The 24,447-nt window shown below is 28.4% G+C and carries 24 protein-coding genes and 7 pseudogenes; 14 read left to right on the top strand and 17 right to left on the bottom strand.

Features of this window, described 5'->3' with window-relative positions; all coding sequences use genetic code 11:
• Position 1: 1 nt before the first annotated feature.
• Genes BRE_RS05600 through BRE_RS05610 form a run of 3 tightly spaced genes read right to left on the bottom strand, consistent with a single transcriptional unit; the run spans position 2 to position 2,397 of the window.
• Positions 2-745 carry a ParA family protein gene (locus BRE_RS05600; protein WP_012539727.1) on the bottom strand — a complete coding sequence of 248 codons (744 nt, stop codon included), beginning with the start codon at positions 743-745 and terminating at the stop codon, positions 2-4.
• Positions 721-1,281: a DUF226 domain-containing protein gene (locus BRE_RS05605; protein WP_012539728.1), complete on the bottom strand. Its 561-nt coding sequence runs from the start codon at positions 1,279-1,281 to the stop codon at positions 721-723. The genes BRE_RS05600 and BRE_RS05605 overlap by 25 nt, the downstream gene beginning before the upstream one ends.
• Positions 1,282-1,290: 9 nt before the next feature.
• The gene (locus tag BRE_RS05610; protein ID WP_041178260.1) at positions 1,291-2,397 is read right to left on the bottom strand and encodes a plasmid maintenance protein; all 1,107 of its coding nucleotides are present in this window, start codon (positions 2,395-2,397) and stop codon (positions 1,291-1,293) included.
• Between BRE_RS05610 and BRE_RS06735 the strand changes: the two genes are divergently transcribed.
• From BRE_RS06735 to BRE_RS06140, 3 genes are all read left to right on the top strand, one after another.
• The gene (locus tag BRE_RS06735) at positions 2,372-2,644 is read left to right on the top strand and encodes a hypothetical protein (RefSeq protein WP_041178261.1); all 273 of its coding nucleotides are present in this window, start codon (positions 2,372-2,374) and stop codon (positions 2,642-2,644) included. The two genes, BRE_RS05610 and BRE_RS06735, sit on opposite strands and share 26 nt — an antisense overlap.
• A gap of 81 nt (positions 2,645-2,725) precedes the next feature.
• Positions 2,726-2,932: a hypothetical protein gene (locus BRE_RS06740; protein ID WP_332248267.1), complete on the top strand. Its 207-nt coding sequence runs from the start codon at positions 2,726-2,728 to the stop codon at positions 2,930-2,932.
• 523 nt (positions 2,933-3,455) lie between these two features.
• The gene (locus BRE_RS06140) at positions 3,456-3,611 is read left to right on the top strand and encodes a DUF261 family protein (RefSeq protein WP_232212787.1); all 156 of its coding nucleotides are present in this window, start codon (positions 3,456-3,458) and stop codon (positions 3,609-3,611) included.
• A 331-nt stretch (positions 3,612-3,942) separates the two neighbouring features.
• Here the strand turns inward: BRE_RS06140 and BRE_RS05625 are convergent, their stop codons facing one another.
• The 3 genes from BRE_RS05625 to BRE_RS05635 form a co-directional block, all read right to left on the bottom strand.
• Complete coding sequence (locus BRE_RS05625) at positions 3,943-4,695, bottom strand: tyrosine-type recombinase/integrase (RefSeq protein WP_012539730.1); 753 nt, start codon at positions 4,693-4,695, stop codon at positions 3,943-3,945.
• A gap of 431 nt (positions 4,696-5,126) precedes the next feature.
• Positions 5,127-5,546, bottom strand: a complete 420-nt coding sequence (locus BRE_RS05630; protein WP_012539731.1) for an Mlp family lipoprotein — start codon at positions 5,544-5,546, stop codon at positions 5,127-5,129.
• Positions 5,547-5,708: 162 nt separating this feature from the next.
• On the bottom strand, positions 5,709-6,239 hold the full coding sequence (locus tag BRE_RS05635; protein WP_041178263.1) for a hypothetical protein: 531 nt from the start codon (positions 6,237-6,239) through the stop codon (positions 5,709-5,711).
• Positions 6,240-6,707: 468 nt separating this feature from the next.
• Here BRE_RS05635 and BRE_RS06745 point away from each other — a divergent pair, with 468 nt between their 5' ends.
• The 5 genes and pseudogenes from BRE_RS06745 to BRE_RS05895 all read left to right on the top strand — a co-directional run.
• The gene (locus tag BRE_RS06745) at positions 6,708-6,863 is read left to right on the top strand and encodes a hypothetical protein (RefSeq protein ID WP_232212785.1); all 156 of its coding nucleotides are present in this window, start codon (positions 6,708-6,710) and stop codon (positions 6,861-6,863) included.
• A gap of 209 nt (positions 6,864-7,072) precedes the next feature.
• Positions 7,073-8,024: pseudogene (locus BRE_RS06750) on the top strand (phage terminase large subunit family protein); the annotation flags it as partial.
• Between the two features lie 41 nt (positions 8,025-8,065).
• Positions 8,066-8,593, top strand: coding sequence for a Bdr family repetitive protein (gene bdr, locus BRE_RS06755; RefSeq protein WP_041178264.1), 528 nt, complete (start codon positions 8,066-8,068; stop codon positions 8,591-8,593).
• A gap of 462 nt (positions 8,594-9,055) precedes the next feature.
• Positions 9,056-10,103, top strand: a pseudogene (locus BRE_RS05660) (variable large family protein).
• 335 nt (positions 10,104-10,438) lie between these two features.
• Positions 10,439-11,047 (top strand): annotated as a pseudogene (locus tag BRE_RS05895) (variable large family protein); the annotation flags it as partial.
• Between the two features lie 117 nt (positions 11,048-11,164).
• Here the strand turns inward: BRE_RS05895 and BRE_RS05670 are convergent.
• From BRE_RS05670 to BRE_RS06330, 4 genes and pseudogenes are all read right to left on the bottom strand, one after another.
• Positions 11,165-11,459 (bottom strand): annotated as a pseudogene (locus BRE_RS05670) (variable large family protein); the annotation flags it as partial.
• Positions 11,460-11,733: 274 nt separating this feature from the next.
• Positions 11,734-12,354, bottom strand: a pseudogene (locus tag BRE_RS05675) (Vsp/OspC family lipoprotein).
• A 272-nt stretch (positions 12,355-12,626) separates the two neighbouring features.
• Positions 12,627-13,619 carry a variable large family protein gene (locus BRE_RS05680; protein ID WP_012539695.1) on the bottom strand — a complete coding sequence of 331 codons (993 nt, stop codon included), beginning with the start codon at positions 13,617-13,619 and terminating at the stop codon, positions 12,627-12,629.
• A complete protein-coding gene (locus tag BRE_RS06330) occupies positions 13,591-13,746 on the bottom strand; it encodes a hypothetical protein (protein WP_156768713.1) in 156 nt (51 codons plus the stop codon). The genes BRE_RS05680 and BRE_RS06330 overlap by 29 nt, the downstream gene beginning before the upstream one ends.
• A gap of 62 nt (positions 13,747-13,808) precedes the next feature.
• Here BRE_RS06330 and BRE_RS06335 point away from each other — a divergent pair, with 62 nt between their 5' ends.
• Positions 13,809-13,979, top strand: a complete 171-nt coding sequence (locus BRE_RS06335; RefSeq protein WP_156768714.1) for a hypothetical protein — start codon at positions 13,809-13,811, stop codon at positions 13,977-13,979.
• 246 nt (positions 13,980-14,225) lie between these two features.
• Here the strand turns inward: BRE_RS06335 and BRE_RS05685 are convergent, their stop codons facing one another.
• A complete protein-coding gene (locus tag BRE_RS05685) occupies positions 14,226-15,245 on the bottom strand; it encodes a variable large family protein (protein WP_232212786.1) in 1,020 nt (339 codons plus the stop codon).
• 273 nt (positions 15,246-15,518) lie between these two features.
• On the opposite strand from BRE_RS05685, the gene bdr (BRE_RS05690) reads away from it, so the two are divergent.
• On the top strand, positions 15,519-16,109 hold the full coding sequence (bdr, locus tag BRE_RS05690; protein WP_012539697.1) for a Bdr family repetitive protein: 591 nt from the start codon (positions 15,519-15,521) through the stop codon (positions 16,107-16,109).
• A 217-nt stretch (positions 16,110-16,326) separates the two neighbouring features.
• On the opposite strand, the gene BRE_RS05695 is transcribed toward bdr (BRE_RS05690), so the two are convergent.
• From BRE_RS05695 to BRE_RS05720, 6 genes and pseudogenes are all read right to left on the bottom strand, one after another.
• A complete protein-coding gene (locus tag BRE_RS05695) occupies positions 16,327-16,530 on the bottom strand; it encodes a hypothetical protein (protein WP_156768715.1) in 204 nt (67 codons plus the stop codon).
• 430 nt (positions 16,531-16,960) lie between these two features.
• Positions 16,961-17,503: pseudogene (locus BRE_RS05700) on the bottom strand (chromosome replication/partitioning protein).
• A gap of 75 nt (positions 17,504-17,578) precedes the next feature.
• Positions 17,579-18,340, bottom strand: coding sequence for a ParA family protein (locus BRE_RS05705; protein WP_012539698.1), 762 nt, complete (start codon positions 18,338-18,340; stop codon positions 17,579-17,581).
• Positions 18,316-18,891, bottom strand: coding sequence for a DUF226 domain-containing protein (locus BRE_RS05710; protein WP_012539699.1), 576 nt, complete (start codon positions 18,889-18,891; stop codon positions 18,316-18,318). The genes BRE_RS05705 and BRE_RS05710 overlap by 25 nt, the downstream gene beginning before the upstream one ends.
• Positions 18,892-18,963: 72 nt before the next feature.
• Positions 18,964-19,647: a plasmid maintenance protein gene (locus BRE_RS05715; protein ID WP_012539700.1), complete on the bottom strand. Its 684-nt coding sequence runs from the start codon at positions 19,645-19,647 to the stop codon at positions 18,964-18,966.
• Between the two features lie 579 nt (positions 19,648-20,226).
• Positions 20,227-20,574: a hypothetical protein gene (locus tag BRE_RS05720; RefSeq protein WP_041178252.1), complete on the bottom strand. Its 348-nt coding sequence runs from the start codon at positions 20,572-20,574 to the stop codon at positions 20,227-20,229.
• A 218-nt stretch (positions 20,575-20,792) separates the two neighbouring features.
• On the opposite strand from BRE_RS05720, the pseudogene BRE_RS05725 reads away from it, so the two are divergent.
• The 4 genes and pseudogenes from BRE_RS05725 to BRE_RS05735 all read left to right on the top strand — a co-directional run bounded on the left by BRE_RS05725 (position 20,793) and on the right by BRE_RS05735 (position 24,373).
• A pseudogene (locus BRE_RS05725) lies at positions 20,793-21,829 on the top strand (variable large family protein).
• A 495-nt stretch (positions 21,830-22,324) separates the two neighbouring features.
• Positions 22,325-22,447, top strand: a complete 123-nt coding sequence (locus BRE_RS06825; protein ID WP_269516825.1) for a hypothetical protein — start codon at positions 22,325-22,327, stop codon at positions 22,445-22,447.
• Positions 22,389-23,033, top strand: coding sequence for a Vsp/OspC family lipoprotein (locus BRE_RS05730; protein ID WP_012539702.1), 645 nt, complete (start codon positions 22,389-22,391; stop codon positions 23,031-23,033). Before BRE_RS06825 ends, BRE_RS05730 begins: the two co-directional genes overlap by 59 nt.
• Positions 23,034-23,278: 245 nt before the next feature.
• Positions 23,279-24,373 (top strand): variable large family protein, encoded by a 1,095-nt coding sequence (locus BRE_RS05735; RefSeq protein WP_012539703.1) that lies wholly within the window; start codon positions 23,279-23,281, stop codon positions 24,371-24,373.
• Positions 24,374-24,447: the final 74 nt, after the last annotated feature.

A 24,447-nucleotide genomic window follows, 5' to 3' on the forward strand; every position in this document is an offset into this window, starting at 1 on the left:
GTTATACTTGTCTCTCTAAAAATTTATTAAATATATTCTGATATTCCACTATATAATCTTTATTAATATCAAAATCGGTATTGCTAGCTATTTTTCTATTTAAATCTTCTCGCTCTTTAATAGCTCCTAAAAAATTATCCTTAGCTTCTATAATATTCAACAAATACTTATGTGTTTTATTTCTTTTAAATCTAGTTACAATTAAATATATAGGTATTTTAAATCCTGCTTTTACGATAAAATGTTCTAATAATTGAAGACTTTCTACGGCCCATTTCTCAGCTGTCATTGGTACTATCACATAACTACTAACAACTAAAGCATTGACTAAAGTAAAATCTAAACTAGGATTTGTATCTATTATAATATAATCGTATTTTTCATTTAATAATTTTAAATTTTCTTTTAGCCTCATTTCTTTAAATAAAATATTCTCAGCATTAAATTGATACAAGGTTAAGTAACTAGGTATTAAATCTAAACCCTTCTTGATATTTACTATTGATTCATTAATATTAATATTATTTTTTATTACTTCATATATATTAAATTGGACAACATCAAATTTTTGGCTTTCTATATCTTTAATAAAATAACTAGTAGAAGATGCTTGTGTATCCATATCTATAAGCAAAACTTTAAATTTCTGTGCCAACAAAGTTGAAAATATAAGACTGGTCGTACTTTTACCAACCCCACCTTTAATTGATGCAATAGTAATTATTTTTGATTTTTTTCGATCCATTTAGTTATAATACCTCCTTCTAATAATTTCTTTCCATAAAATTCATATACTTTTTTCTCTAAATTTACTATTAATTCAAGTAAAAATTGACTATATTGTGTTTCCTTTTTTTCTTTTTTAATTAAACGCGAAATTCCTTTAATATAACAAAACACACTTCCTTTTTTAAATCTAAATTCTATATAATAAATTTTTGAAAATGTAGATGACTTCATAACACCATTCTCTTCATATCTAGTCACAATTTTTTGCATTGGCTTTCTATATCCATAAAAAATACCTAAAAACTTGTCATCTTCTTTTAAAGAAAACAAATTGAATTCATAGATTTTTTTCATACTCAACAAATTTCTAAATGCAATAAAAAATTTATTTTTCTGAGTTTTATTAACTCCAAATGTATAAAAATCCATTACAATTTTTGTATGATATACTTTTCTACTATTATTTTCCTCTATTTTGATAAAAATAGATTTATCTCCTTTTTCTTTAATTTCTATTTTTTTTTCTCTAAGACGCTCTAATACACTGTCCATAACAAATCCTTAGTCAACAATTTTTTCATACTCCTCTATTCTTAAATGCTCTTTGCCCTCTACCATCTCTAAAATCTCGTAATAATAGTGATTATTAAATACTTGGCTATATTTCAAATCAATCTGATTACTTAAATAATTTCTTAAAATTGGCGCTAAAATTTTAACCTCTACTTTGTTCTTCAACTGATCTAATAGTATACTAAATATATTATTTCTAATCTGCTTATGGTCTTCTTTTTTACCTTTTTTCTTGCATTCAACTGTTTTCTTAATCCTTTTTATTATCTGCCCTAAATCTCCGTATTTACTACTCTCTACGATAAAGTGGGGCTTGTGTTTATACTTTTTATACGCTTTTTGTATCTCTGTTTCTAATTGCTTTTCATTGTATCCTTCTTTTTTTAATACTTCCTTTGTCTCTGCTAATGCCTTTTCTAATTCTTGTTGTCTTCCTATTAATCTATTGCTCTTATTTCGTTCTCTTTCTCTTTTATTTTCTTCTTTCTTCAGTTTTATTAGCTTTTCTATTTTTATTTCTTTTGTTGTTTCTAAATTCAAAACAGAGAGATATTTATCATCTTTGAATTCACACTTCTTTATGTATTTTTCTAGCTGTGCCTTTTCTTTTTCTATTTTTTCTAGTTCTTTATTCTTCTTATTATTATTACTATTATTATTAATACACTCCCATTTTTCTACACTCCCATTTTTCTTTAGACTTTCATTATTAGTGCATGTTTGTTGATGATATAAGTTAGCGCGTTGTTGAAATCTGTCTTCTTTTTTGTTTCTAAAATGTCTATTGATTTTATAGTGACATACTTTTTTAGAAAATCTAAGTTTGTAGTGAATTTCAGTACCACAATTCTCTCCTAAATGTCTGTAATAGTTACTAGTTACGTGAAATTCTTTTTCTAATTTGTATAAATAACTTTGTAGGGTTTTGAGTGTAGCTTTTTTTTGACCATTATTGTTTAAGTTATTATTAAAGTAATAGAGTATTTTATTTTGATTATATTGCTTAAAGTGAGAATTTATATAATTTAATGTTGATATTAAAACGATTAATTTGTGTTGGTATTTATTATTGATAGGCCTTTTTGTACTCCCCATATTAAACTCCTTAATTACTGCCATTCATGATAGTTCAATTTCAAATAAAAAGCAAACATTTATTGACATAGAAGATTTAACTAATCATATAAGACTATTCTTACAAGATAGTAAATATTATTTAGACTTATCAAAATTAAGTTATAAAGATGAGTTTGTAAGTTTTATCAATATTGTTAATTTAAATATTGGTGCTGAAGAGCGAGAACTTTTAGAGAGACATTTAGTTGATATTCAATCTAAGTAAACAGAAATAGAGAAGAAAGAGAAAGAGAATGCTAAAGAATTATATGCACTTGCTAAACAAGATAAAGATGTTCTTAAAGATATATTTGGTAAGTTATCTATGGATTTTGAATTAGCAGATAATATTGTTTATAGATTAGGAAAGAATATATTTGCGTTAAATTCAAGTAAACGTGCTATTAAAGATAGATTTAAATTAATTACGGATCATTATGATTATTATGATATTAGTTCTAGTCGTAAGTTCTATATATCTAATACTGTATCTTCTATTTCATATGCAATTTAATGGGAGGTGTAGCAGATGATTATACATCTAATAATCTTTATTTTAATAATTTTATATCGTATGTTAAAATTTATATATAAATGTTTCAGAAATATTATTTAAAAATATGTTTATGACTATCATGCAACAAAAGAATACAATGAATATTTAGGTAGTCTGTCTTGTGATCTCCAAATAATGGAAATCAGACGTAGGCTTTATGATGATGGGGGTTTTGATGTCTGACATTAATAACATTACATTATCAGAACGCTTAATTAGAGATTCAATTTTGTCTTATAGTAGCACAAATTTAGCTATACTAAATTTTTCTATAGCTAATAATATTACTGAGATTGTTTGGTGTAGACAGTAAGCATCATAATCTTAAAGTTGATATTCCTATTCTTGTTCCTACTTCTGTTCCTGATCCTGCTTGTGAATTTAATGAAGATATTCCTTTTTAGAGGTTTATAAAATATTTATAAAATATGAGGATTAATTGTTATATTTTAAATCCATGTAGTATCTTAAGTTTTTTTGCATTAAACGAGATGTTCGTGTTGAGGATAAAGATTATAAATGTTTAAAAGATGAATTTGAGATAAGTGAAGTTAAAATAAAGAATACTGTTGGGTCCTATTTTATGGCAACAAATAATACGGAAGTTTTATATGATCCTCTTTTTTTTAAAAGATAGAGGATAAGAATATCATCTAAAATCTAAGCGTATATTTAGAAAAATACGAATTTCCATTGTTGCATATTATTATTATCCCCATATATGTATTCATTGTTAAAAGGCTATATGCCTTTTTTGTGCTTATATTATTATGTTAAATCTTGATTTTTGTTAAATTTGATTGTATACTATGTATTGAGTTATTTTTTTAACTTATTTTTAACCTTTATTTCTCAAATAAAAAATTCTAACAAAAAGAATTGCAACTTCTTTTTGTTAGTTTGTAGTAATATATTGATTTAATGTTATGTTTTCATAGATTATATAGCAATACATGAAATATACAATATTATTTAAAACCGTCTTTAATATCATGATATGCTTTTAATTTACTTGCTTTTGAAAGACCATAAACATTATCTATTTCAGATGTTGATGCATATTTCATTAATTCTTTAATTTTAAATGAATTGTATCCTTTACTTTTAAGTGTTGCAATAAATATATTGCGGCATATATGTAGTGATTTAGGATGTTTAAATCTTGATTTTGTTAACAATTCTTTAAATTGTTTTGAAATTTTACTTATATTTATTCTATTATCTTTAAATCTATGTTTACTTTTTTGAAATAGGTAAGTACGTCTTGAATCTTGTCCTTTATTTTTAAAATTAAGTTTATGAATTTCTTCTATAGATTCAAATTCAGATTTACTTATTACTACTTCTCTAATGCAAATATTACTTCTCTTTTTTGCTACATTTACACGTAAATTATAAAACACATCACTATTATTGTTTGTTTCTCTTACTATGTCATCAAGTCTTATATTTTGAATCTCTACTCCTCTACAACCTGTAATTGAGAGTATATGAACAAACCATCCTGAGATTGGATCTATCTGTTTAAGTTTGTCTATACTTTTCTTTACTAATCTTATGGTCTTATCATTTAAATAAAATCTTATTGGTATTGATTTAGATTTAGTATTGCTTTTTGTTTGTAATAATTCTTTCTTATATTGCCTTGTTTCTTTAAGTAATATTGAATTTTGTTTCTTGAGTTCTTTGATTTTTGCTTTTAATATTTCATATTCTTTCATGTAATTTATGTGTTAACTAAATGATATAAAAATAATTAAATTTATGTATAAATATGTTAGCAAATACTCTTAATTTATGTCAAATTATATGTCTCTCCATTGTATGCAAAATTTAATGTGTAAGACATTTATTTTAATTAGAAGGGCTGATATTTAAGGGTGCAGCACAAAATATCTAGTAACTTTGTGGTAACTTTAACAAATACTTAAAAATTTGCTGTCTATTCTTTCTAGATTTCATTTTAACGACCCATCTGTTTGCAATGAGAGATATCTCTCTTTTTTTTAATTTATCTTTCTGTGTTAACTTCAAGTTAACATTTTGTTTACTTTTTACTTTTTTTTAAATCTTTTTATTTATACTTTTACTTGTATGAAAATATCTCGATACTTTCTTTCTTAAATCTGCATTTTAAATTCTGTTGATAATCTTATTGATTATTTCCACAAGTACTGTCTGCACTGCTTTTAAAATTATCTAAGCCAGCTTGCAGAGCACCTTTTACTACTTGTTTGAATGTTTCTTTTTGTTCAGCTGCATTATCTCTTGTGCACTTTGCAAGTTCTGATTGAATGTGATCAAGAGCATCTTTTATTTTGGATTCGTCTGCATTTAAAAATTTATTAAATTCAGATTCGCTATTACTTAAAGCATCTTTTAAAAAATCTAGACCTTTTCTCTGATTGTCGTTTAATTTTTCTCTTAATGCTTCTTCAGGTGTTTTTTGTGCTTCTACTTGTTGTTCTAAGTCTCTTTTGTTTCTACTCTTAATTCCTTTATTTGTATTATTATCTTGTTTACAACTACTCATTAATAGTAATAAAATCAAAGTAAAATTGGTTATTTTCATGTAAATCTCCTTAGTTTTAATACATATTTGTGATATTAAAATATATAGCGATTATTGTTATGTTGTATGAATTACTTTGATTATTATATAACTAGCAACTACTAAATCGTAGTTGCTAAATATTGATTTATCTTTAAGTAATAACTTGTTTGTTACTAATTTTTAGTTTGTCCATAGTGCCAATAACCGTTTATAGGTATCACTTTCTTTATTTTGAAGTTCTTCTTTCAGTTTTTGGAATATTTCTTCATTAGTATCGTATTTCCCAATTACTGTTGTTATAAGATTATCAAAAAATAGGTCTACATAATTTGGATCATTTGAATCTATCTTTCCATATAGACTAGGGTCATATTTATGATTACCTTTATATTTATCATTTGAATAATAGATAAAAGCACCTTCTATATATTGCTTAATGTCCTGATTACTTGCAAGTTCATTTTTTTTATTAATTAAAAAAGTATATGCATCATGGAAGGAATTAGCTAGTTTTTTTTGTTCTTGTACATGTGCATCATCTAAAATCCAGGTTCGAAATCTATCGTATTTATTTAGTAAACTAGTTACTTCTGTTGTTGGAACATTTTGATGACTAGGTAGTGTATCTTGTTTGCTCAGTAGTTTATCTTGTTTTAATATATCAAATGCATATATTAATAGGTAGAATTTATTTTTTTCTTCAGTTGACATAATGCTTGCAGATGGATTTACTAAAACTATAGGAGGTTCTTTATGTTTATTTGCATTACAACCATATAAAAATAATGTGATGCAAAGTATTAATATATTTTTTTTATATAATATTCTCCTTATTTTTCATTATACACAATGAATTAATAATATGTTTTTATTTTAAAAATATATCTGTAGTTTTATTATATGTTTTGTAAAATTATTATTTTGTTATAGAGTTTATGTTAAATTAAATTAATTTTTGTTAATTTAGAAGTTTGAAGAGATATGAATAAAGTAAAGACATCATTTGATGATTATATTGTGTATTTTAATGAATGAAAGCTTAGTGATGCACAGATTAGTAAAGAGATGGGAGTAAGTCGTGCTAATGTATGTAAAATGAGATGTAGATGAGAGTCTAGAGAAAGCAATAATTTAGAAGAACATCAAAAAGTAACAATTAGTGAAGAAACTCTAAATAATGTGTTAATTCGTGCATCTGAGTATAGTGCACAATCAAGCAGTGTTAAAAGCCAGCTTCATATGGCTAGAAATAGATTGGGATTAGAATTTATTGCGTCATTTATAGTTTATTTAGATTTAGAACTTAAATCATACAATAAAGAAATAAAGGTTTAGAAAGCAAAATTGAAAGACTTAGAGACGGAATTAATAATGAAGACGAGCAAGATCTTAATAATAAGCTATGTGAGCTTGACGAAGTTAAACTAGCAAAAGAACTTAAAAAAATGGAATTGTATTACCAAGCTATGCTTAAATTAAAATTTAAAAGATTATGTTGTGAATATATATGATCTACCTCTTTTTAAAAAGATGCAAAGGGAATAAATACGTCATATTTTGAACTTGATTCTTTAAGAATTAATTTATATGGTGGTGATAAAGTAAGAGATTTTGAAAGATTTAGAGGATCAAATTTTGCTGTTATTTATGTTAATGAAGCAACAACACTATATCAAGAGACATTAAAAGAAGCGCTTAAGAGACTAAGAATAAAACCAGAGTTGTTATATTTGATACTAATCTTGATCATCCAGAGCATTATTTTAAAACAGATTATATTGATAATAACACAGTATATTCTACATATAATTTTACAACATATGATAATGAGACAATTTTAAGGAATGTATAAAGACCCAAGAAGAAATTTATAAAGATTTGCCAACATATAAATCCAGTGTACTACTTGGCGAATGGGTTGCAAATAATGATGCGATATTTAGTAATATTAATATTATTAAAGACTATGAATTTAAAAGTCCTATAGCTTATTTAGATCCTGCATATAGTAGTGGTGGGGATAATACTTCTCTTTGTATTTTAGAGAAGGTGTCGGATAAGTATTATGAATTTATATTTCAAGATCAAAAACCAGCTGTTGATCCATATGTTATGAATACAATAAAGGTAATAATGGGGAATTTAAATGTTAATACTCTTTATATTGAAGATAGAGATGATATTAAAGGAGCTGGGGCTTTGACATGTGAATATGTTAGTCTTCGAGACAATATGGAAAATTACTTTAGAATTGCGCCAACAAGACCTAAAACAAATAAACACGCAAGAATTGTTTCTTTATTAACACCATTTACTTATAACAAGATGCATTTATTAGATTATAGTAGTCGTTCTGTATTTCGTGATATTTATTCATATAATGGAGATGGCAAAGTTCATGATGATGTTCTTGATGCATTATCAGCAGCATATTTAATTATGTCTTTAAATTATCGTGATAGAAGTCGACATTTTACTAAATTTACTTTCATTTAGCTTATAAATTATTGTATAATAATTATATAAGGAGATTCTTTATGGAGTATATACAAATGGAGCCTGTAATTACTAGGCAGATGGTATTCAATGAGCTTGTAAAAGCGGGTATTAATAGAGAAATTGCTGATGATTTGTCTTATAGATACTATAAGAATGAACTTACTATTAAAGATCTTCAATATTTAGAAAGTAATTTTAACCTTAAACTGGAAATATTAGAGCGTGGTTTAAAGGCTGAGATTAGAGAACTTGATACTAAGATTGATACCGTAGAGAATAATTTAAATATTAAAATAGATATTAAATTTACAGAGCTTGATAATAAAATAGATACTGTTGAAAATAACCTAAAATCAGATATTAAAGACCTTGATACTAAAATAGATGCTAAATTTACGGAGCTTGATAATAAGATAGATATTGTTAGGAAAGATATTGAATTGAACAAAATGGAACTTAATAGTAAATTAAAATTACATGCTTGGATGTTTGGGACTATTATTACCATTAATGTAGGAATATTTATAGCATTAATATCTATGCTATATGCATTGTTTATAAAGTAGATTTAAATAAGTAAATATTTCTTCTATATAAAGAATGGGTTTAATTTTTTTAGCAAAAATAAATAATTTATCTATAATTATTTATTGTATATTGAATAAGGTTAAATAAGGTTGATAGGTTAGAGTTAAAATGAGACACAATTCTAAAACCAATCTAATTAATAGTTGAATTAATAATATATTGAATATAGATAAAATTATTAGATAAGAATGTTGGCAAAGGGAGCAATGAAGCTCTCTTTTTTATTTGCAGTATTTGTGTATATTGTATGAATATTATTCATATAAATCATCATTTATTGACTTTTTTATTTGCTTCCTAAAGAAAGTAGCTAAAAAGAAAGAAAAAAACAAGGAGGTGAAGAAAATAAAAGAAGGGAAGAGAGAAGAGGAAGTAAGAGAGTATGAGAGAGGAGAGAAGATGAGGGTAAGAAGAGTAGTAAAAGTAGTAAAGTAATATTGATGGTGATGATGGGATGTAATAGTGGAGGAGTGAAAGGTGGAGAGGTAAACTTGGAAGCTAAGAATAGTTTTTTGGAGTCATTAGTAAAGATCGGACAGGGGTTTTAGGAGATTTTTGTTGGGTTTGGCAGTGCTTTTGGAGATGTATTAGGATTTAGTGTAGTTAAATCGGGGGATAAAAAGAGTAAGGTAGGAGAACATTTTAAGAAGGTCGGAGAAGGACTTACAGCAACTAAGAATAAGTTAAACGAGCTATCAGGTAAAATATCTGAAACTAAGAATGCTGAGGGGGGTACAATTGGGGTAGTGGAGGATGCGATTAAAGGAGCAAGTGATGTTTTGGATAAATTAATTGGTGCTCTAACTAAACTAGCTAGTGTAACAAATGATAGTGCGACTGAGATTGGTCATAATGATCATGCTGGTGGTGGTGTTGCAGCTAATGAAGCTAGCGTTAAATCTATAATTGAAAATGTAAAGGAAATTATTGAAGTAGCAGAGAAATCTGGAGTAAAGATTGAAACAGGAAGTGACGGTGATAAAGTTGATGGTGGAGATGCTACTGCCCCTGCTGCGCTTGCTTCTAATGCTGCTGCTAGTGCTAATGCTGGTCCCAAACTAGTAGATGAAGTTGGCTAAAGCAGATTCATGGGCAATGGTTAATAAAATTAAAAGTTCTACAACCAATCCTGCTCAACTTGCTGGTAACGGTAAAGATGCTGGAACATTAGCTACTGGTGCTAAAGCTGCTAACAATCATGGTGCAGGAGCAAAGAGCAATGCAGACCTAGCGGCAGCAGTAGCTCTTAAGGCTATGACTGAAGGTGGTAAATTTAGTGCTGCTCAGGCAGAAGCTGGAGCAGTTAAAGGAGCAGCAGTAAGTGCAGTAAATAAGGTGCTAGGAATACTTGATATAATAATTAGTAAAACAGTAAGTAGTAATCTAGAAAAGATAAGAGAAGCAGTCAAGGGAATAAAATACTCTGAGACTAGTGGAGTTAATTCTACTAAATCTGATACTACTCAAGCTACAACCACTACTAAATAAATTAGTAATTTAAGTAATAAAAGCAAAATTGTTAAGGACAACACTTCTCTTTATTTAGGGAAGTTGTTTTCTTTTTGTTAGATATATTCCATTTTGTATTATTTATATTGTGATGCAAAATATTAAGTTTATTGTATGGTGATTTTTTAAGAAAGATAATATATTAGAAAAATGATTTTGAATTGATAACAAACAAAATAAAATTGTCATTTATTCATTCAATTTATCCATTAATTTATTGATCTCTGTATTCGTCTTATTCTTTTTGTGTGTTTTCTTAATAAATAAGCTAGTAAGAAAGCTAAAAAGAAATAAAAAACAAGGAGGCTAGAAGAATGAATATAGAGAAAAAAGGAGAGGGGAAAGTAAGAGTAATAATATTGATGATGATGATGGTGATGATGATGATGGGATGTAATAGTGGGGGAGTTAGGAGGAGGAGAGGGGAAGGTAGACTTAGCAAAGAAGAATAGTTTTTTAGAGTCATTAGTTGCGATCGGAGAAGGTTTTCAGGAGATTTTTGCTGGGTTTGGGAGTGTGCAATAGGGGATGTATTAGGGTTTAATGCTGTTAAATCTGACGATAATAGAAGCAAAGTAGGAGAACATTTTAAGACTATTGGAGATGGATTGAAGAATACTAAGGATAAATTAGCTGAGTTAGGGAAAGAAATAGTTGCTGTTCCTAATGCTGATACTAAAGGAGTTGAAGCTGTTATTCAAAGTTCTAGCGCAGTGATTTCAAAGTTAATTGATTCTGTAACTAAGCTTGTTGGGGTAACTAAAGAAGGTAATACTGATATTGGTGATAATGCTGCTGGTGCTGCAGTACCTGCTGGAGAGGCTAACATTAAAGTTGTTATTGCGGAAGTTAGAGATATGATTGATATTGCTGAAAAGTCTGGTGTAAAAATTGATGCTGGAACTGCTGGTGGTGAAGTGGCTGCTGGTGCTAATACTGTGCCTGCTGTACTTAGTGGAGACGCTGCTGCAGCTACCTTAACAATAGAATTAACACTTGTTAAATCTGCAGCCTCTCTGCAAACTCATTCTTAATAGCACCCCTATTGCACCAGCACCATTAGCCCCACTAGCCGCTATTTTTGCTACTAACTCAATCTTACCTATCTTCCCAATAAATTCCTCTACCCTCTCTTTTACTTTTCCATAATGCCCATGTTCTTCCAAAATCTTACTTAATTTCCCTTTCACTATCTTCACTGTATTCTCAATCTTACTAAAATACTTCCTTATCTCTTCCTTCTTTGTATCTGCTTTGATTCCTAATGTCTCGGCAACCATAGAGTAACAAAAACGTCCAAAATTATTTCCCTAAATTAACAATCTCACTCGAAAACTTCACCTTAAACTCTTCTCCCACATTACCACAAGATACTATTATATAAAGTCGTCACATTACTATTTTTACCTTTTTTGTTTTGCTTTTCCCTTGAACAAACACATATTTATAAACGTTAATTTATAAAATAAAATACTCTTAATATAAATATTTAAATTCAACAACATTTTAATTTAACCATTAAAACAATTTATTCTCTAAATACTAACAAAAGCTAATAGCATAGTGCTATTAGCTTTATTTTTCCAATACTTACCTTGTTAATTAAATATTAATTATTAGAAGAAATTGTAAGCTCCTTAATTGCAGAGGCTACTGCTACTTCAGCATTCTTTAACAACTCATCAATTGCGGTGTTTAAAGCAACAAGATCTTTGGCTCCTTTATCTCCAACAGCATCACTTTTAAGTAAAGCTTTTTTTGCATTCTCATCAGAAGCATCTTTTTTACCAAGATCAGCACTTGCTCCTTTTACTGTATCTGTAAACTTTTTACTTGCAGTTTTAACAATAGTAATTTTTGCCTTTAACTTAGTAGAAACTTCAGCTTGTTATTCTAATGCTTCTAATTTAGTGCTTACAGACGATATTATACTATACGCTGCTGAAATCAAAGAACCATTCTGACCACCATCATCACTAAGATTACCCGCACCCTCAACTTTCTTTCCTATAGCTTTAGCTAACTCATCAACCGACTTAACTAAAGTATGAACTTCCTTTACTTTCCCTGCAAACTCCACCGCACTCTTTATCTTCTCCCCTACTACCTTTAAATCAATTACACTCCCATCTCCCTTCCTTGCTTTCCCTTCCTCTCCTTCCTTTATTCCTCCTCCACTATTACATCCCATCACTATCATCATCATCAATATTATTCCCTTCATCCTCATTCTTTTCCCTCTATTCTCTCTATTTATATCTCCTCTATTCTCTCTCTATTCCTCTCCTTCCTTTTATTCCTTCTCTCTTCATTTTCTTCGCCTCCTTATTTTTTCTTATTTCTCGCTTTTTTATAGCTTATCTTTAGGAAGCAAACAAAAAAGTCAATAAATAATGATTTATACGCATATTATTTATATAACATACTCAATACTGTAAATAAAAAAAGAGAACCTCATGGCTCCCTTTACTAATATTCTTATTTAATAATTTTAACTACAACTTACTTACTAACTTTAGCTTCAACACCTTCTCCTTGCTTAATCTCTCCCAATACCTCATTTATCTCTTTCAATCCCTTATCCACTGTATTCCTGATCGCTATCACCAATGTACTTAATACCTTATTTACTGCACTTGATACTGCTCCATTGACTGCATGAGCTGATTTATCTTCATCCTTTTTAGCCGCAAATTTACCTTCCTTTGCCATTCCTCTTAATGCTATCCCTGCTGCTATTATTGCATCTTTCTTTGCTGTATCCTCTTTAATCTCCTTCTTATCATCAACAGATGGAACAACAGCTATCTCTGCTGCATCTGTTGCTTTTTCAATTCCATTAGCACTATCTGTAACAGGATTCTCTTTAGATTTTGCAATAGCTTTCAATATATCAGCTCCACTCACTGCTCCTATTGATGTACTTACTTTAGCGGCCTCTGCTTCTTGAGCCCTATCACCATCCTTCTTTCCAAATAACTTACCTATATCTTTTTTGTCTTCAGTAATTATATTATTACCAGCATTCCCTTCTTTTTCTCCTAACACTATTTCAACAATCGCTTTTATCCCCTTAACAAGAGAAACAACAGAATCTTTGCTAGCAGCAACTGCATCTTCACCTTTCTTAGCATTTCCTATTATATCACCATTAGCACCTTTACTTGCTTCCTTTGCTCCTTCCTCGATCTTACTTATCTTCCCAATAAATTCCCCTACCTTCTCTCTCACTTTCTCATATTTCCCATTCTCTTCCAAAATCTTCTCTAATTTCTCTCTAACTTCCTTCATTGTCTCTGCAATCTTACTAAAATATCCACCTATCTCACTCTTCTTTGTTTCCGCTTTTATTCCCAACGTCCCTGTAATCATATCGCCAAAACTCACAAATACTTCCAAAAACCCTTTACCCAAATTTACCATCTCACTCAAAAATACTTTCTCTGGATCTTTTACTCCCCCACTATTACATCCCATCACCACCATCATCATCATTTACTCCCACAACCCTTTTAATTCTATTCTCTATCTGCATCACTTCCTTCTTCTCTTCTAATTTATCTTTAAAGTATAGTAAGATACAACAAACAACATCGATACAGCTATCTATAATCAGGAGCACTTTTGGTATTAGGATTAACAGCAGTAATTTAGGTTTATTGTGTGCAAAAAAGGAAAAATTAAATGGCTGAACAAAAATTAAAAATACCCGTAGGTCTCTTGTTTTGGTATCTGTTAATACACTTAAATTTAAATGGTAACACAATTAAGAATGACACTTCTCATAGTGATGGGAAGCTTAAGAATTTGGACGTAAAAGATTTACCCTTTTCAACTACAAAACCTAGTAAGTAGAAATCAATCAAAGAATGTGTTTCTAGGATGAAAACTGTAAGTGCAAATTCTAAGCTTGGAACTTTGGATTTCAAACAAGGTAGTATTTTGTGAATGAACGGATAATAACTAAAAATGTTATCAAATAAAATATTTTTTTCGACACAATAAAAAAAGGATACTAAGAGCTTAACTCCCAGTATCCTTTTACTTCACAATTTGATTCATCTTATTTTATTTTATTTTTTTAGTCATATAATCATTATATTACTGATTTTTAGCATCAGAAACATCCTTATCAGGCAACACAGAAGTAGCATTAGCATTAATTTTCATAGCCTCCTTAACATTTTTAAGCCCCAAATCTACTGTTTTTCTTATTGCTACTGTTAATGTATCTAATGCTTTAATTAGTGCACTTACTGCTGCTCCTTTAACCGTTTTCTTTGCATCAACACTAGCAGCATCACTAGACCCAGCAAATTTACCATCCTTTGCCATAGCTCTTAATGCTATACCTCCTGCTATAACCCCATCTTTTTTATTAGCATTAACAGCAGCAACAGCAGCATTACTAGAAGCTAATTTAACAACTTCACCATTGTCTTCAATCATAGATTGTAAAATATCAGCACAAGTTACTGCTCCAACGGCTTTTGCCGCATCAGCTGCTGACTTCTTTGCATTTTCCGCAGTACCTGCATTAGCAGAAGCAAATAACTTGCCTGCTTCACCATCACCAGCATTTCCACTAGTTCTTGAAGTGCTACCATCACTAGCCTTTTTATCATCTCCAGCATCATTTTTACCTTCTTTAAGCACGATATCTACAATTGATTTAAGTCCTTTGACTAATTTATCAACCTCAATACCAACAGCACCAGCATTTTGATCAGAAACATTTCCAATTGGATCACTAGCATCTCCTATTGCCTCACTTGCCTCCTTTGCTCCACCAATTATCTTATCTAGTTTACTCTCAACCAATGTTTTCACTGCACTCTCAGTAGCCTCAGCATTAGGATTCTTTTCTTCCTTCATTTCATTAACAATTTTATTAAGTCCATCCTTTATCCCTTGCACAGTCTCCTGTACTGTCCTAAAATATTTCCCTACATCTGACTTCTTTGAATTAACATTCAACCCCAATACACTCCCTACCATTTCCCAAAATGAAGTGAAAACATTCAAAAATTCATTACTTACATTCACTAATGACTGCAAAAATTTATTCTTCCCTTGCTCTGCTTCTAATACCCCACTATTACATCCCATCATCACCATCATAATCAATACTCCTATTCTACCTCTATTCTTTCATTTTTTTATTTTGCCTCCCATTTTTTATTTATTAGCTTTTCTTTAAAGCAAGCAACAAAAAATAAAACCAAATAAATAACGAATCAATGAATAAATGACAATTTATATGAAATACTAAAAACATCATATGTCAGATAAAATGCTAAAAATAAACTTTTCTAACTAATTCTATCAACATATTCTCTCAATATCTTCCTATTCATTTAACTTTATTGTACAATTATAATTAAGGAGATTATTATGGCTCACCCACAACCAATCATCACTCAGCAAATGGTACTAAAAGAACTGATAAAAGCTGGAATTAATAGGGATATTGCTGCCGATTTATCTTACCGTTATTATAAAAATGAACTTACTTATAAAGATCTTGAATATTTAGAAAATAATTTCAATAGTAAAATCGAAAAAATAGAAAGTATCTTAAAATCTGAAATCACTTCTGCTAAACTAGAAGTTAATAATAAAATTGATAAAGTGAAAGTAGAACTTGACAATAAAATTGACAATAAATTCAATGAACTTGATAATCAAATTAACAAAGTAGAAGATAGACTAAAATCTGAAATCACCTCTACCAAGATAGAACTCAATAATAAAATTGATAAAGTAGAAGATAAGCTAAAATCTGAAATCATCTCTACTAAAATAGAACTTAATAATAAAATTGATAAAATAAAAATAGAACTTGACAACAAAATTGATAATAAATTTAACGAAATTAAAAACACAGGAAAACTACATAATTGGATGTTCGGCACCATTATTACTCTTAATATAGGAATATTCCTAACTTTATTTTCAATAATATATTCCTTACTAAACAAATAATAAATCATTCATTAAATTCATAACTTCAATTGCTAATGATAAACTTGATAACTCAAGATCATCACCAAATTATTGAGGATTGAAAATTATTAAGTCAATCTGTTTTTGTTTTTGAATACCTATTGCAGATGAGAAAAAATAAATTTTTTTATTTATTTCAAATTTTCAACTTTTTGTACAATACATTTTACACTGTTATTTGAAATTAATATCAATATTAAAACTTAATACACTTTAATACACTATCAACCATATCACCAACAAAAGTAAAAACACCAAGAAAATCATTACCTCCTTCATCTTCATCTTTTGTTTTTTTCAATTTTTTTGCATTATCATTTCCTTTTATTCTTTTATCTCTTAATATTAGGAAATCAATAATAATAATAATAATAATAATAATAATAATAATAAATAACAAAAAAAGGCATAACAACACAAAGTAAACAAACTTTAGCTTCTTGTTTCAATTTAATAATAAAAAATTTTCATTACCACAAATAATATTTACATTATTTCCATAAATATCCTGAAATTTTTTGATGCACATAAAACAAAAATAACAGAAATACTAAAAAACAATTGCTATGTAAAAACTAAGCTAATTGTTAAAATTAGCTCTTGACTGATTTATTTCAATAACTATATCAAATATCAAAAAAAATTCAAGATAGTTGAAAACACACAAATAAAAAGTGGATTTTGTTGATAAAATTAGAATAAAATTACCAACAAAACCCACTAAAGGTTATAAAATTGACAATTAGGATTGCATTAAATGATCAAATACAATCTCAAACAATGTTATAATAATTGCTTCAAAAAATCAAGCAAATATTAAATTGGATATTTCATCTTTTTTTCAAACTTAAATCTAAATATTCCTTAAATATCTTATCTAAATATTCTTTATCATTTATAAAAATCTTATCTAGCAAAAACGAAGCAAATCTCGAATTTTTCTTATAAAAATCATAACTACTCTGATTTTTAAGTTGAAAACGCAAAGGTCTTATTGGATTCTATTTTGATTTTTTATTATCTATTTCTTTTGATTTTATACTTTTATAAACTTCTATCATCCCTTTATCTTTAATCTCTTTTATGCTTAAATCACCTTTTAAAACTTGTTCATATATTTTCAAATATAAATAAGCTTGAGTTTTAGCAATTAAAAATCCTTGAATAAAAGAATTAAAACTTTTATATCCATCAATAAGATAAAGTTTTTTAATTTTTATATTATATAATATTTCCATTATTTGAATTTTATTTTCAATATCATTTACTACACCCTTTCTCAAAGCATGTTTATAGTTTTCGTATTCCTCTTCTTCTGAAATCTCCATTAAACCTTCCTCTCTATCATTTAAAATAACCATATCTCTTGACATATATCAATTACTCCTTCAAAAAACTAAAAAGGTTCGCTTGCGAACAAATATATTTTATTTAACTCAAAAAACAAATCAAATACCCAATATATTTCTTAAAGATTCTAAACATTCTTGATAATAAGCTTCCTTAAAATTAGGTTCTTTCAAATCATTTGCAAAAACTTTTATTTTGTTAGAAAAATGAATTTTTCCTTTAATATATTTACCATATTTATCCTTAATTGAATTTTCTATATTCATAAAAGTATTTCTATTTTTCATAAACTGATTCTCGACTATAGATATATCAATATCCTTTCCTACATACATTGAAATTTTGTCTATATATTTCATTAAAATCGACAAACTTTCAACAGAAAACCGTTCAACTTGAATAGGAATTATAAGCTTATCTGTAATATTTAAAGCATTATCTAAAAGCGAATCTAAATTAGGTGGAGTATCGATTATTACATAATCAAAATTATAATCAGGTAAAACATTTTTCAATCTATGCTTTAAAAAAAGCTCCTTATAAGAAGTGTTTTCTTTGTTAAAAAGATGTAAATTAGGATGTGAAGGAATAAGATATATAAATTCATGTATTTTAGTTAAATATTTATCTAAATTAAAATTTGGACGTTCTTTCAAAAGAGCATAAATATTATTTTTACTTAAGCTTTTTACATATTTAAAAAAATAACTGGTTAAACTATTTTGAGGATCAAAATCTATGGCCAGAATCTTTTTGCCCATATCTTTCAAAATATAACTAAAAATAATGGTCAAAACACTTTTACCAACTCCTCCTTTAATATTTGCAATACTAATTATTTCTGGTTCCTTTTTATCCATTTTGTTATAATTCCTCCTGCTATCGGCGTTTCATTATAAAATTCATACACTTCATATTCTAAATTAATAATCCTTTTCAGCAAATTTTGAGCATAATTTTTATTAAATTTTTCCTTTTTTGTTAAAGAATGAATAGCCCTTATATAACAAAATATACTTCCCCTTTTAAATCTAAATTCTATATAATAAATTTTATACATTGGTACAGTTTCAATATCTTTTGTATTGTTATTTTTATATTTAAAGTAAATAGGCTTTCTGAGTCGCTTAAATCCGTAAAACATACCTAAGAATTTGTCATCAATATTTTCTTTAATGCTAAACAAGTGAAACCTGCTTCTCTTTCCTTTGTTAAATAAATTTCTTAACGAAATGAAAAATTTATTTTCCTCTTTTTTGCTAATTCCAAAAGCAAAGAAATCATTAAATATCTTTGTATGATATAAAGTTCTTTTGTCTATTTTTTCTATTTCATTAAAAACATCATTCTTATTGTCCTTCAATCTTATTTCTATCATCTTTGTTTTCAGACGTCTTAGTGAACAATTCATATTGTTTCTTAGACTCCTATTTGTTTTTGTTTGTTAAACACATTATGGTTAAAATTCATTTGGAAATGTTCTTTAATTTTTTAGGTTTTTTAACCATTCTTTTGTTTTAATCATGCTATCTTCATATCTTTTTTTATTTGCATTTTCTTCTATTTTATCTAGATATCTCATAGTTTTCCATTTTGCTACATTTTTTATCATATAGTTTGTATCTATTGTTTGTTTTTCTATTTTTTTCATCTTTTCTTTTTTATTTTTTTTATTTTTTATTTCTTTATTATTAGTTATATTATGACTGACATTTTTAGTTGCATTTTTATGTTTATGAATATTCAATCTTTTGTTTTTTAAGTAATATTTTTGTTGTGTTTTTTTTGTGAATTCATATATTTCATTTGCATCATGTTCAATGATAGTTTGTTTATCATCAAGCAAGCGCTTTAAGTTATTAGTACTATATTTGTTGACTGCATATCTTATATATGAGCCATTTCCTTCTCCCAATCTTAATAAAGTTTTTTTGATAATACCTTTATTACATAACAAGGCTAAATCTTTTCTAAGGGTTCTAAGTGTAATTATTTTAAGTTCATCTTTGGCTAAAAAACGGTTTAACGCATTTAGGATTATGGTTTGATTATATCTAAGCAAATTCTTTTGAAAATATTTTAGTATTGATAATATTTTATAATATCTATTGTGATATTTTTTTAGCGGTTGTGTGTGAATTTTAACTTCATGACTTGTATTTTTCATTCATCTTCTCCTAATTGTCTTTGTAGTTATGGCTATGATACATAAGTTTTATTAAAAAGTAAATACAATATTTATTTTTATTTTATAAATTTCTTTGTAAAAAAGAAATTTATAAAATAAAAATAAGGAGTTTAAGTGTTACTAATAATATGAAAATTTCGTATATGTCGTTATATTTGTGATGTTGGAGTGAACAAGTTATTTTAAATATGTTACACAATATTGGACAAATGGATAAAATCTTTGTAATCAAACTATTTTAAAAAATTTTTTATTTTTTAAATAAGAAATAAAAAAGTAGTATTAAAGAAATTATACTCATCCCATTTTAGATATTTTCATTTATATGCCTATCATATAATTTTTTCTTATATCAAAAATTTGACATTGATAATTTGAGTATTTCTAATTTAGAACTCGGTAAAAATTTAAAAATAGTGTCATAGAAGATAAAATAGAGTTTGTTGATAATGCATATTTAGAAATGCTTTTTGATAGGTTGAACTAATTTTCAAACATTTAAATTCTAAATTCAATACGGTCCCGACAGTTATAAATCCCTAAAAATTATAAATTAGGTTAGCTGTTTTCGATCTCGATTTTTTTATTAAGAACAACTTTAACATGATCATGCAGTAAAAGATGTTTTATCAGAATTAAATTATGAAATAATGAAACATATATCAAATCTTGATTATAAGATGGATTTAGTTGTAGAGAAACTTCTGTCAGTAAATCAGTAAATATCCTCAGAAATGATTTTATTGTTTTTATTATTGCAGAAGTAGTTTCGATTTTAATGGAACCATAAAGGTTTATTTTTTCAAAAGAACAAAAATCTTTCGTACCTTGCCTAAAAGCTATAGTAAAACAAGAAGATGGAATTGCAGAAGCTATTAGGGCATCAGAGGTAAATCCAATATACAATAATAAGGAGTTTATACAAAATCACTGTTAAAGAATAAAGTTATTTTAGTAAAATTTTTTTGTTTTTTATATGCATGAGAAAAGTTTTTTCTTTCCATTTAGTTAAGATTTATATTGAGCCTTATCACTTATAAAGTGATAAGGAGTGGTAATAAGGTGTAAAAAATGCAAAAAGGGGAAAGAAAAAAATAAAGTAAAGTGGAAGTAAAGTGTTGGTGATGTGGATGATGGGATGTAATAGTGGTGGAGTAAAGGGAGGAGAAGGCGCAGGAGGAGGAGGAGACGGGAGAGGATTAAGTGGAGCAATGATGGAACTAGGGAGAAGTGCAGAGAGAGTATTTTATGCATTTATAGAGTTAATGTCAGATACATTAGGATTGAAAGTGACGAAAGACACAACTAAGCAACAAGTAGGAGATTATTTTAATAGTTTAGGTGGTAAACTTGGAGAGACATCAGAGGAATTAGAAAAAGTAGTAAATAAAGCAACATCGGGTGTTGATAAAAGTGATGAATCAAAGAATGCAAAAAATCCAGTTAAAATTGCAGTTGATTCAGCTAAGGGAGTTTTAGCTTTATTGAAAACCCATTTAGAATCTTTAAAAAATATAGGTGATGATAACAAGGTAGTTGAGGTAGCAAATAACCAGAATGGAGTAGCAGCAAATTCAGATGCATTAAAGATAATGTGTAAAGCATTAAAAGGAATAGTGGAGATAGCTACTAAACAAGGAGTTAAAGACCCAAGTGCAAGTAGTGTGACATTGGCCCAAGCATCAATAGGAGTAGATGCAAAAGATGGAGCTAAGGTATTGGCAGCGGGTGCTAATGCAGGAGCAGCAGTGGGAGATAAAGCTGCAATAATAGTATCAGTAGTGAGAGGAGAAGAAATATTAGCATCTATTGTTAAATCAGGAGAAAGTGATGCAGCAGTAGGAGCTAATGCAACCGCAGATACAAGTGCGATTTCTTTTGCTAAAGGAGGTACTGCAGATCATGTATCACATGAAGCTAGTGCAAAAGCAGCAGCAGTAGCAGGGGGAATAGCATTGAGAGCATTAGTTAAAGAAGGTAAATTGGCTTCACATAATGATAATAACGATCACAAAGCAGTTCAATCGGTGGGGATAAGTGCAGTAAGTAAACTGTTAGTATCAGTGGAAGATATAATGAAAAGGCAATAAAGAATGTTGTTGAGAAAGTGAAGAAAGAAGTAGATAAGGCAAGAGATCCACAAGCAGTAGGTCAGCAGTAAGATTAGGATAGTAATATTTGAATATAATAAAAATTAGTAGATATAAATATTAGTAGATAGAGAGCAATAAAGCTCTCTTTTTTTATTTGCAGTATTGTATATGTTATATTTTTTAGTTTCATTAGAATGTTCTAGTGAAAAATATTCAGTTTGTTGTATCAAATTGTACAAATAAAAAACAAGCTTTAACCTTTATTGTGGAATATATTAACCATTTGCAAAGATTGAATGATAATCACTTATATTATTTATTATTAAAAATAACTCTGAATAAAAACACATTAATTTCTATGTTCATAATTATAGGTTATAAATGTGAAAAAGTCAATGATAAATATTTTTCAGATTGATAATATATGGTAATAAAATCAATTTTCAGTGTTTGTATAGGTGTTTTTATGAGTTGAATTTATTCATTCGTTATTTGTTTGGTTTTGTTTTCCTTGATCCTTAATAGAAAAGCTATAAAGTAAAAAAAACAAGGAGGCGAAGAAAATGAGAATAGGAAAAAATAGAAGGGAGAAGAGAAATAGAGAGAGTAAAGAGAGGGGAGATAAAGATGGGGAGAATAGTAAAAGGAATAATAATGGGGATGATGGTGGTAGTGATGGGATGTAATAGTGGGGGAGTAAGTGGAGAAGGGACAGGAGGAGACGGGAAAGTAAGGAAGGGAGATGGGAGTGTAATTGATTTAAAGGTAGTAGGAGAGAAGATAAAGAGTGCGGTTGAGTTTGCAGGGAAAGTAAAGGAAGTGCATGTTTTAGTTAAGTCGGTTGATGAGTTGGCTAAAGCTATAGGAAAAAAGATTAAAGATAGTGATCAAGAACTTGATGCTTTGGATGGGAAAAATGGATCGTTAATGGCAGGGGTGTTTCAAATAATACTTACTGTAAAGGGTGGATTGACAAAATTAGAGACGGATTCAAGTAGTGTCACTGAGAAGATTAAGACTAAAATTACTGATGCTAAAACTAAAAGTGTAAATTTCTTAAAAAAATTGCAAGAAAAGAATACTGATCTTGGAAAAGAAGATGTTAGTAATGCTGATGCAGAGAAGGCTATAGATTATGTAAAACAAAAAGATGGAGATAAAGGAGCGAAAGAATTAGGAGAACTTAACAAAGCAGTTGATGAATTGTTGGTGTCTTCTAATAAAATAGTATCGGATGCAATAGCAGAACTTGTAGTTAAACCTATTACTTAAAGCAGTTAAAGTATATAAATACCAAGATATTAAAGCAAGAAATAGTTTTGGTAATTTAGATAAAGTTATGAAGATAAGATACTTAGAGTTAATCTCTTAGTATCTTTTGTTTTATTGTGTCGAATGAAGACATATTTTATTTGTTGTCATTTGTTATTTATTATTCATTCATTTTTTGTGTCTTTCTTTAAAGATAAGCTATAAAAAAGCGAGAAATAAGAAAAAATAAGGAGGCTAAGAAAGGAATGAAAGAGAAGAAAGGAAAAGGAAATATAGAAGAGAGTATAAGCGAGTATAGAGAGAAGGGAAGAGAGAAAAGAAGTAAAAGAGGATTAAAGGGAATAATGGTGCTGGTGATGGTGATGATGGGATGTAATAGTGGGGGAGTAAGTGGAGGAGTAAAGGATCCAGAGAAAGTGTTTTTGAGTGAGATGGTTAATTTAGGGAAAGGATTTTTAGATGTTTTTGTGAGTTTTGGCGATATGATTACAGGGACGTTGGGGATAAAAGCGGACACAAAAAAATCGGATATTGGGAAATATTTTACTGATATTGAAAAAACTATGATTTCAGTAAAGGAGAAGTTACAAACAGAAGTGGCAAAGAATGGTAATTATGTGAAAATCAAGGAAGTAGTTGATCAGTTTATTACAGGTACATTAGACAAGATTGCGGAAGGTGCTAAAAAAGCATCAAGCGGGGCTGCTGGTGGTGCTGTTCTTGGAAGTTCTGTTAAAAATGAAGATGCTGCACCTGGAGAGGTTGCAAGTGTTAATGCACTTATTGAAGGGATTAAAACAATAGTTGCTGTAGTTTTAAAAAATGAGGGAAATGCTGATGCGAATAAGACTACAGATGATGATAAAAAGGATATAGGTAAGTTGTTTAGTAAAGCATCTGATAATGGATCAGAAGCTGAGGCAGCTAAGGCAAATGCATCAATAGGGGCAGTAAGTGGAGTTGATATATTGCAAGCTATTGCTAAGTCTGATGTAGTTTCAGCAGCCGGTAAAGATATTGATCAAGCAAAGGATGTTGCTGAGATTGCTACTGCTAAAAATGATAGTGGTACTAAAGAAACTAAACAGAAAGATGCAGTTATTTCAGGAGGTATAGCATTAAGATCGATGGCTAAAGGTGGTAAATTTGCTACTAAGAATGAGGACAAAGCTGTACCTGCAATCAATGGAGTAGCGGCAAGCGCAGTTGGAAAAACATTGAGTGCTTTAATAATAGCAATAAGAAATACAGTTGATAGTGAATTAAAAAAGATAAATGAAGTACTAGCTACGGTGAAACAAGAAGATAAATCTAGTGAAGCAACAGCTAGTGTACAATAGTAAGTAATTGTAGATGAGAATCAGTAGAAAATAATAAATAGAGTTATTTAAATAATATAATTTGAATTAATTAC

Origin of the sequence: Borrelia recurrentis A1 (assembly GCF_000019705.1) — a bacterium.
GTDB lineage: Bacteria > Spirochaetota > Spirochaetia > Borreliales > Borreliaceae > Borrelia > Borrelia duttonii.

Excerpts from the sequence above, each read along its gene's own strand:
- BRE_RS05600 (WP_012539727.1), bottom strand. The coding sequence starts at position 745 with ATGGATCGAAAAAAATCAAAAATAATTACTATTGCATCAATTAAAGGT.
- BRE_RS05605 (WP_012539728.1), bottom strand. The coding sequence starts at position 1,281 with ATGGACAGTGTATTAGAGCGTCTTAGAGAAAAAAAAATAGAAATTAAA.
- BRE_RS05610 (WP_041178260.1), bottom strand. The coding sequence starts at position 2,397 with ATGGGGAGTACAAAAAGGCCTATCAATAATAAATACCAACACAAATTA.
- BRE_RS05625 (WP_012539730.1), bottom strand. The coding sequence starts at position 4,695 with ATGAAAGAATATGAAATATTAAAAGCAAAAATCAAAGAACTCAAGAAA.
- BRE_RS05630 (WP_012539731.1), bottom strand. The coding sequence starts at position 5,546 with ATGAAAATAACCAATTTTACTTTGATTTTATTACTATTAATGAGTAGT.
- BRE_RS05635 (WP_041178263.1), bottom strand. The coding sequence starts at position 6,239 with ATGTCAACTGAAGAAAAAAATAAATTCTACCTATTAATATATGCATTT.
- bdr (WP_041178264.1), top strand. The coding sequence starts at position 8,066 with ATGGAGTATATACAAATGGAGCCTGTAATTACTAGGCAGATGGTATTC.
- BRE_RS05680 (WP_012539695.1), bottom strand. The coding sequence starts at position 13,619 with ATGATGATGATGGTGGTGATGGGATGTAATAGTGGGGGAGTAAAAGAT.
- BRE_RS06335 (WP_156768714.1), top strand. The coding sequence starts at position 13,809 with ATGGCTGAACAAAAATTAAAAATACCCGTAGGTCTCTTGTTTTGGTAT.
- BRE_RS05685 (WP_232212786.1), bottom strand. The coding sequence starts at position 15,245 with ATGATGGTGATGATGGGATGTAATAGTGGGGTATTAGAAGCAGAGCAA.
- bdr (WP_012539697.1), top strand. The coding sequence starts at position 15,519 with ATGGCTCACCCACAACCAATCATCACTCAGCAAATGGTACTAAAAGAA.
- BRE_RS05705 (WP_012539698.1), bottom strand. The coding sequence starts at position 18,340 with ATGGATAAAAAGGAACCAGAAATAATTAGTATTGCAAATATTAAAGGA.
- BRE_RS05710 (WP_012539699.1), bottom strand. The coding sequence starts at position 18,891 with ATGAATTGTTCACTAAGACGTCTGAAAACAAAGATGATAGAAATAAGA.
- BRE_RS05715 (WP_012539700.1), bottom strand. The coding sequence starts at position 19,647 with ATGAAAAATACAAGTCATGAAGTTAAAATTCACACACAACCGCTAAAA.
- BRE_RS06825 (WP_269516825.1), top strand. The coding sequence starts at position 22,325 with ATGAGAATAGGAAAAAATAGAAGGGAGAAGAGAAATAGAGAGAGTAAA.
- BRE_RS05730 (WP_012539702.1), top strand. The coding sequence starts at position 22,389 with ATGGGGAGAATAGTAAAAGGAATAATAATGGGGATGATGGTGGTAGTG.
- BRE_RS05735 (WP_012539703.1), top strand. The coding sequence starts at position 23,279 with ATGAAAGAGAAGAAAGGAAAAGGAAATATAGAAGAGAGTATAAGCGAG.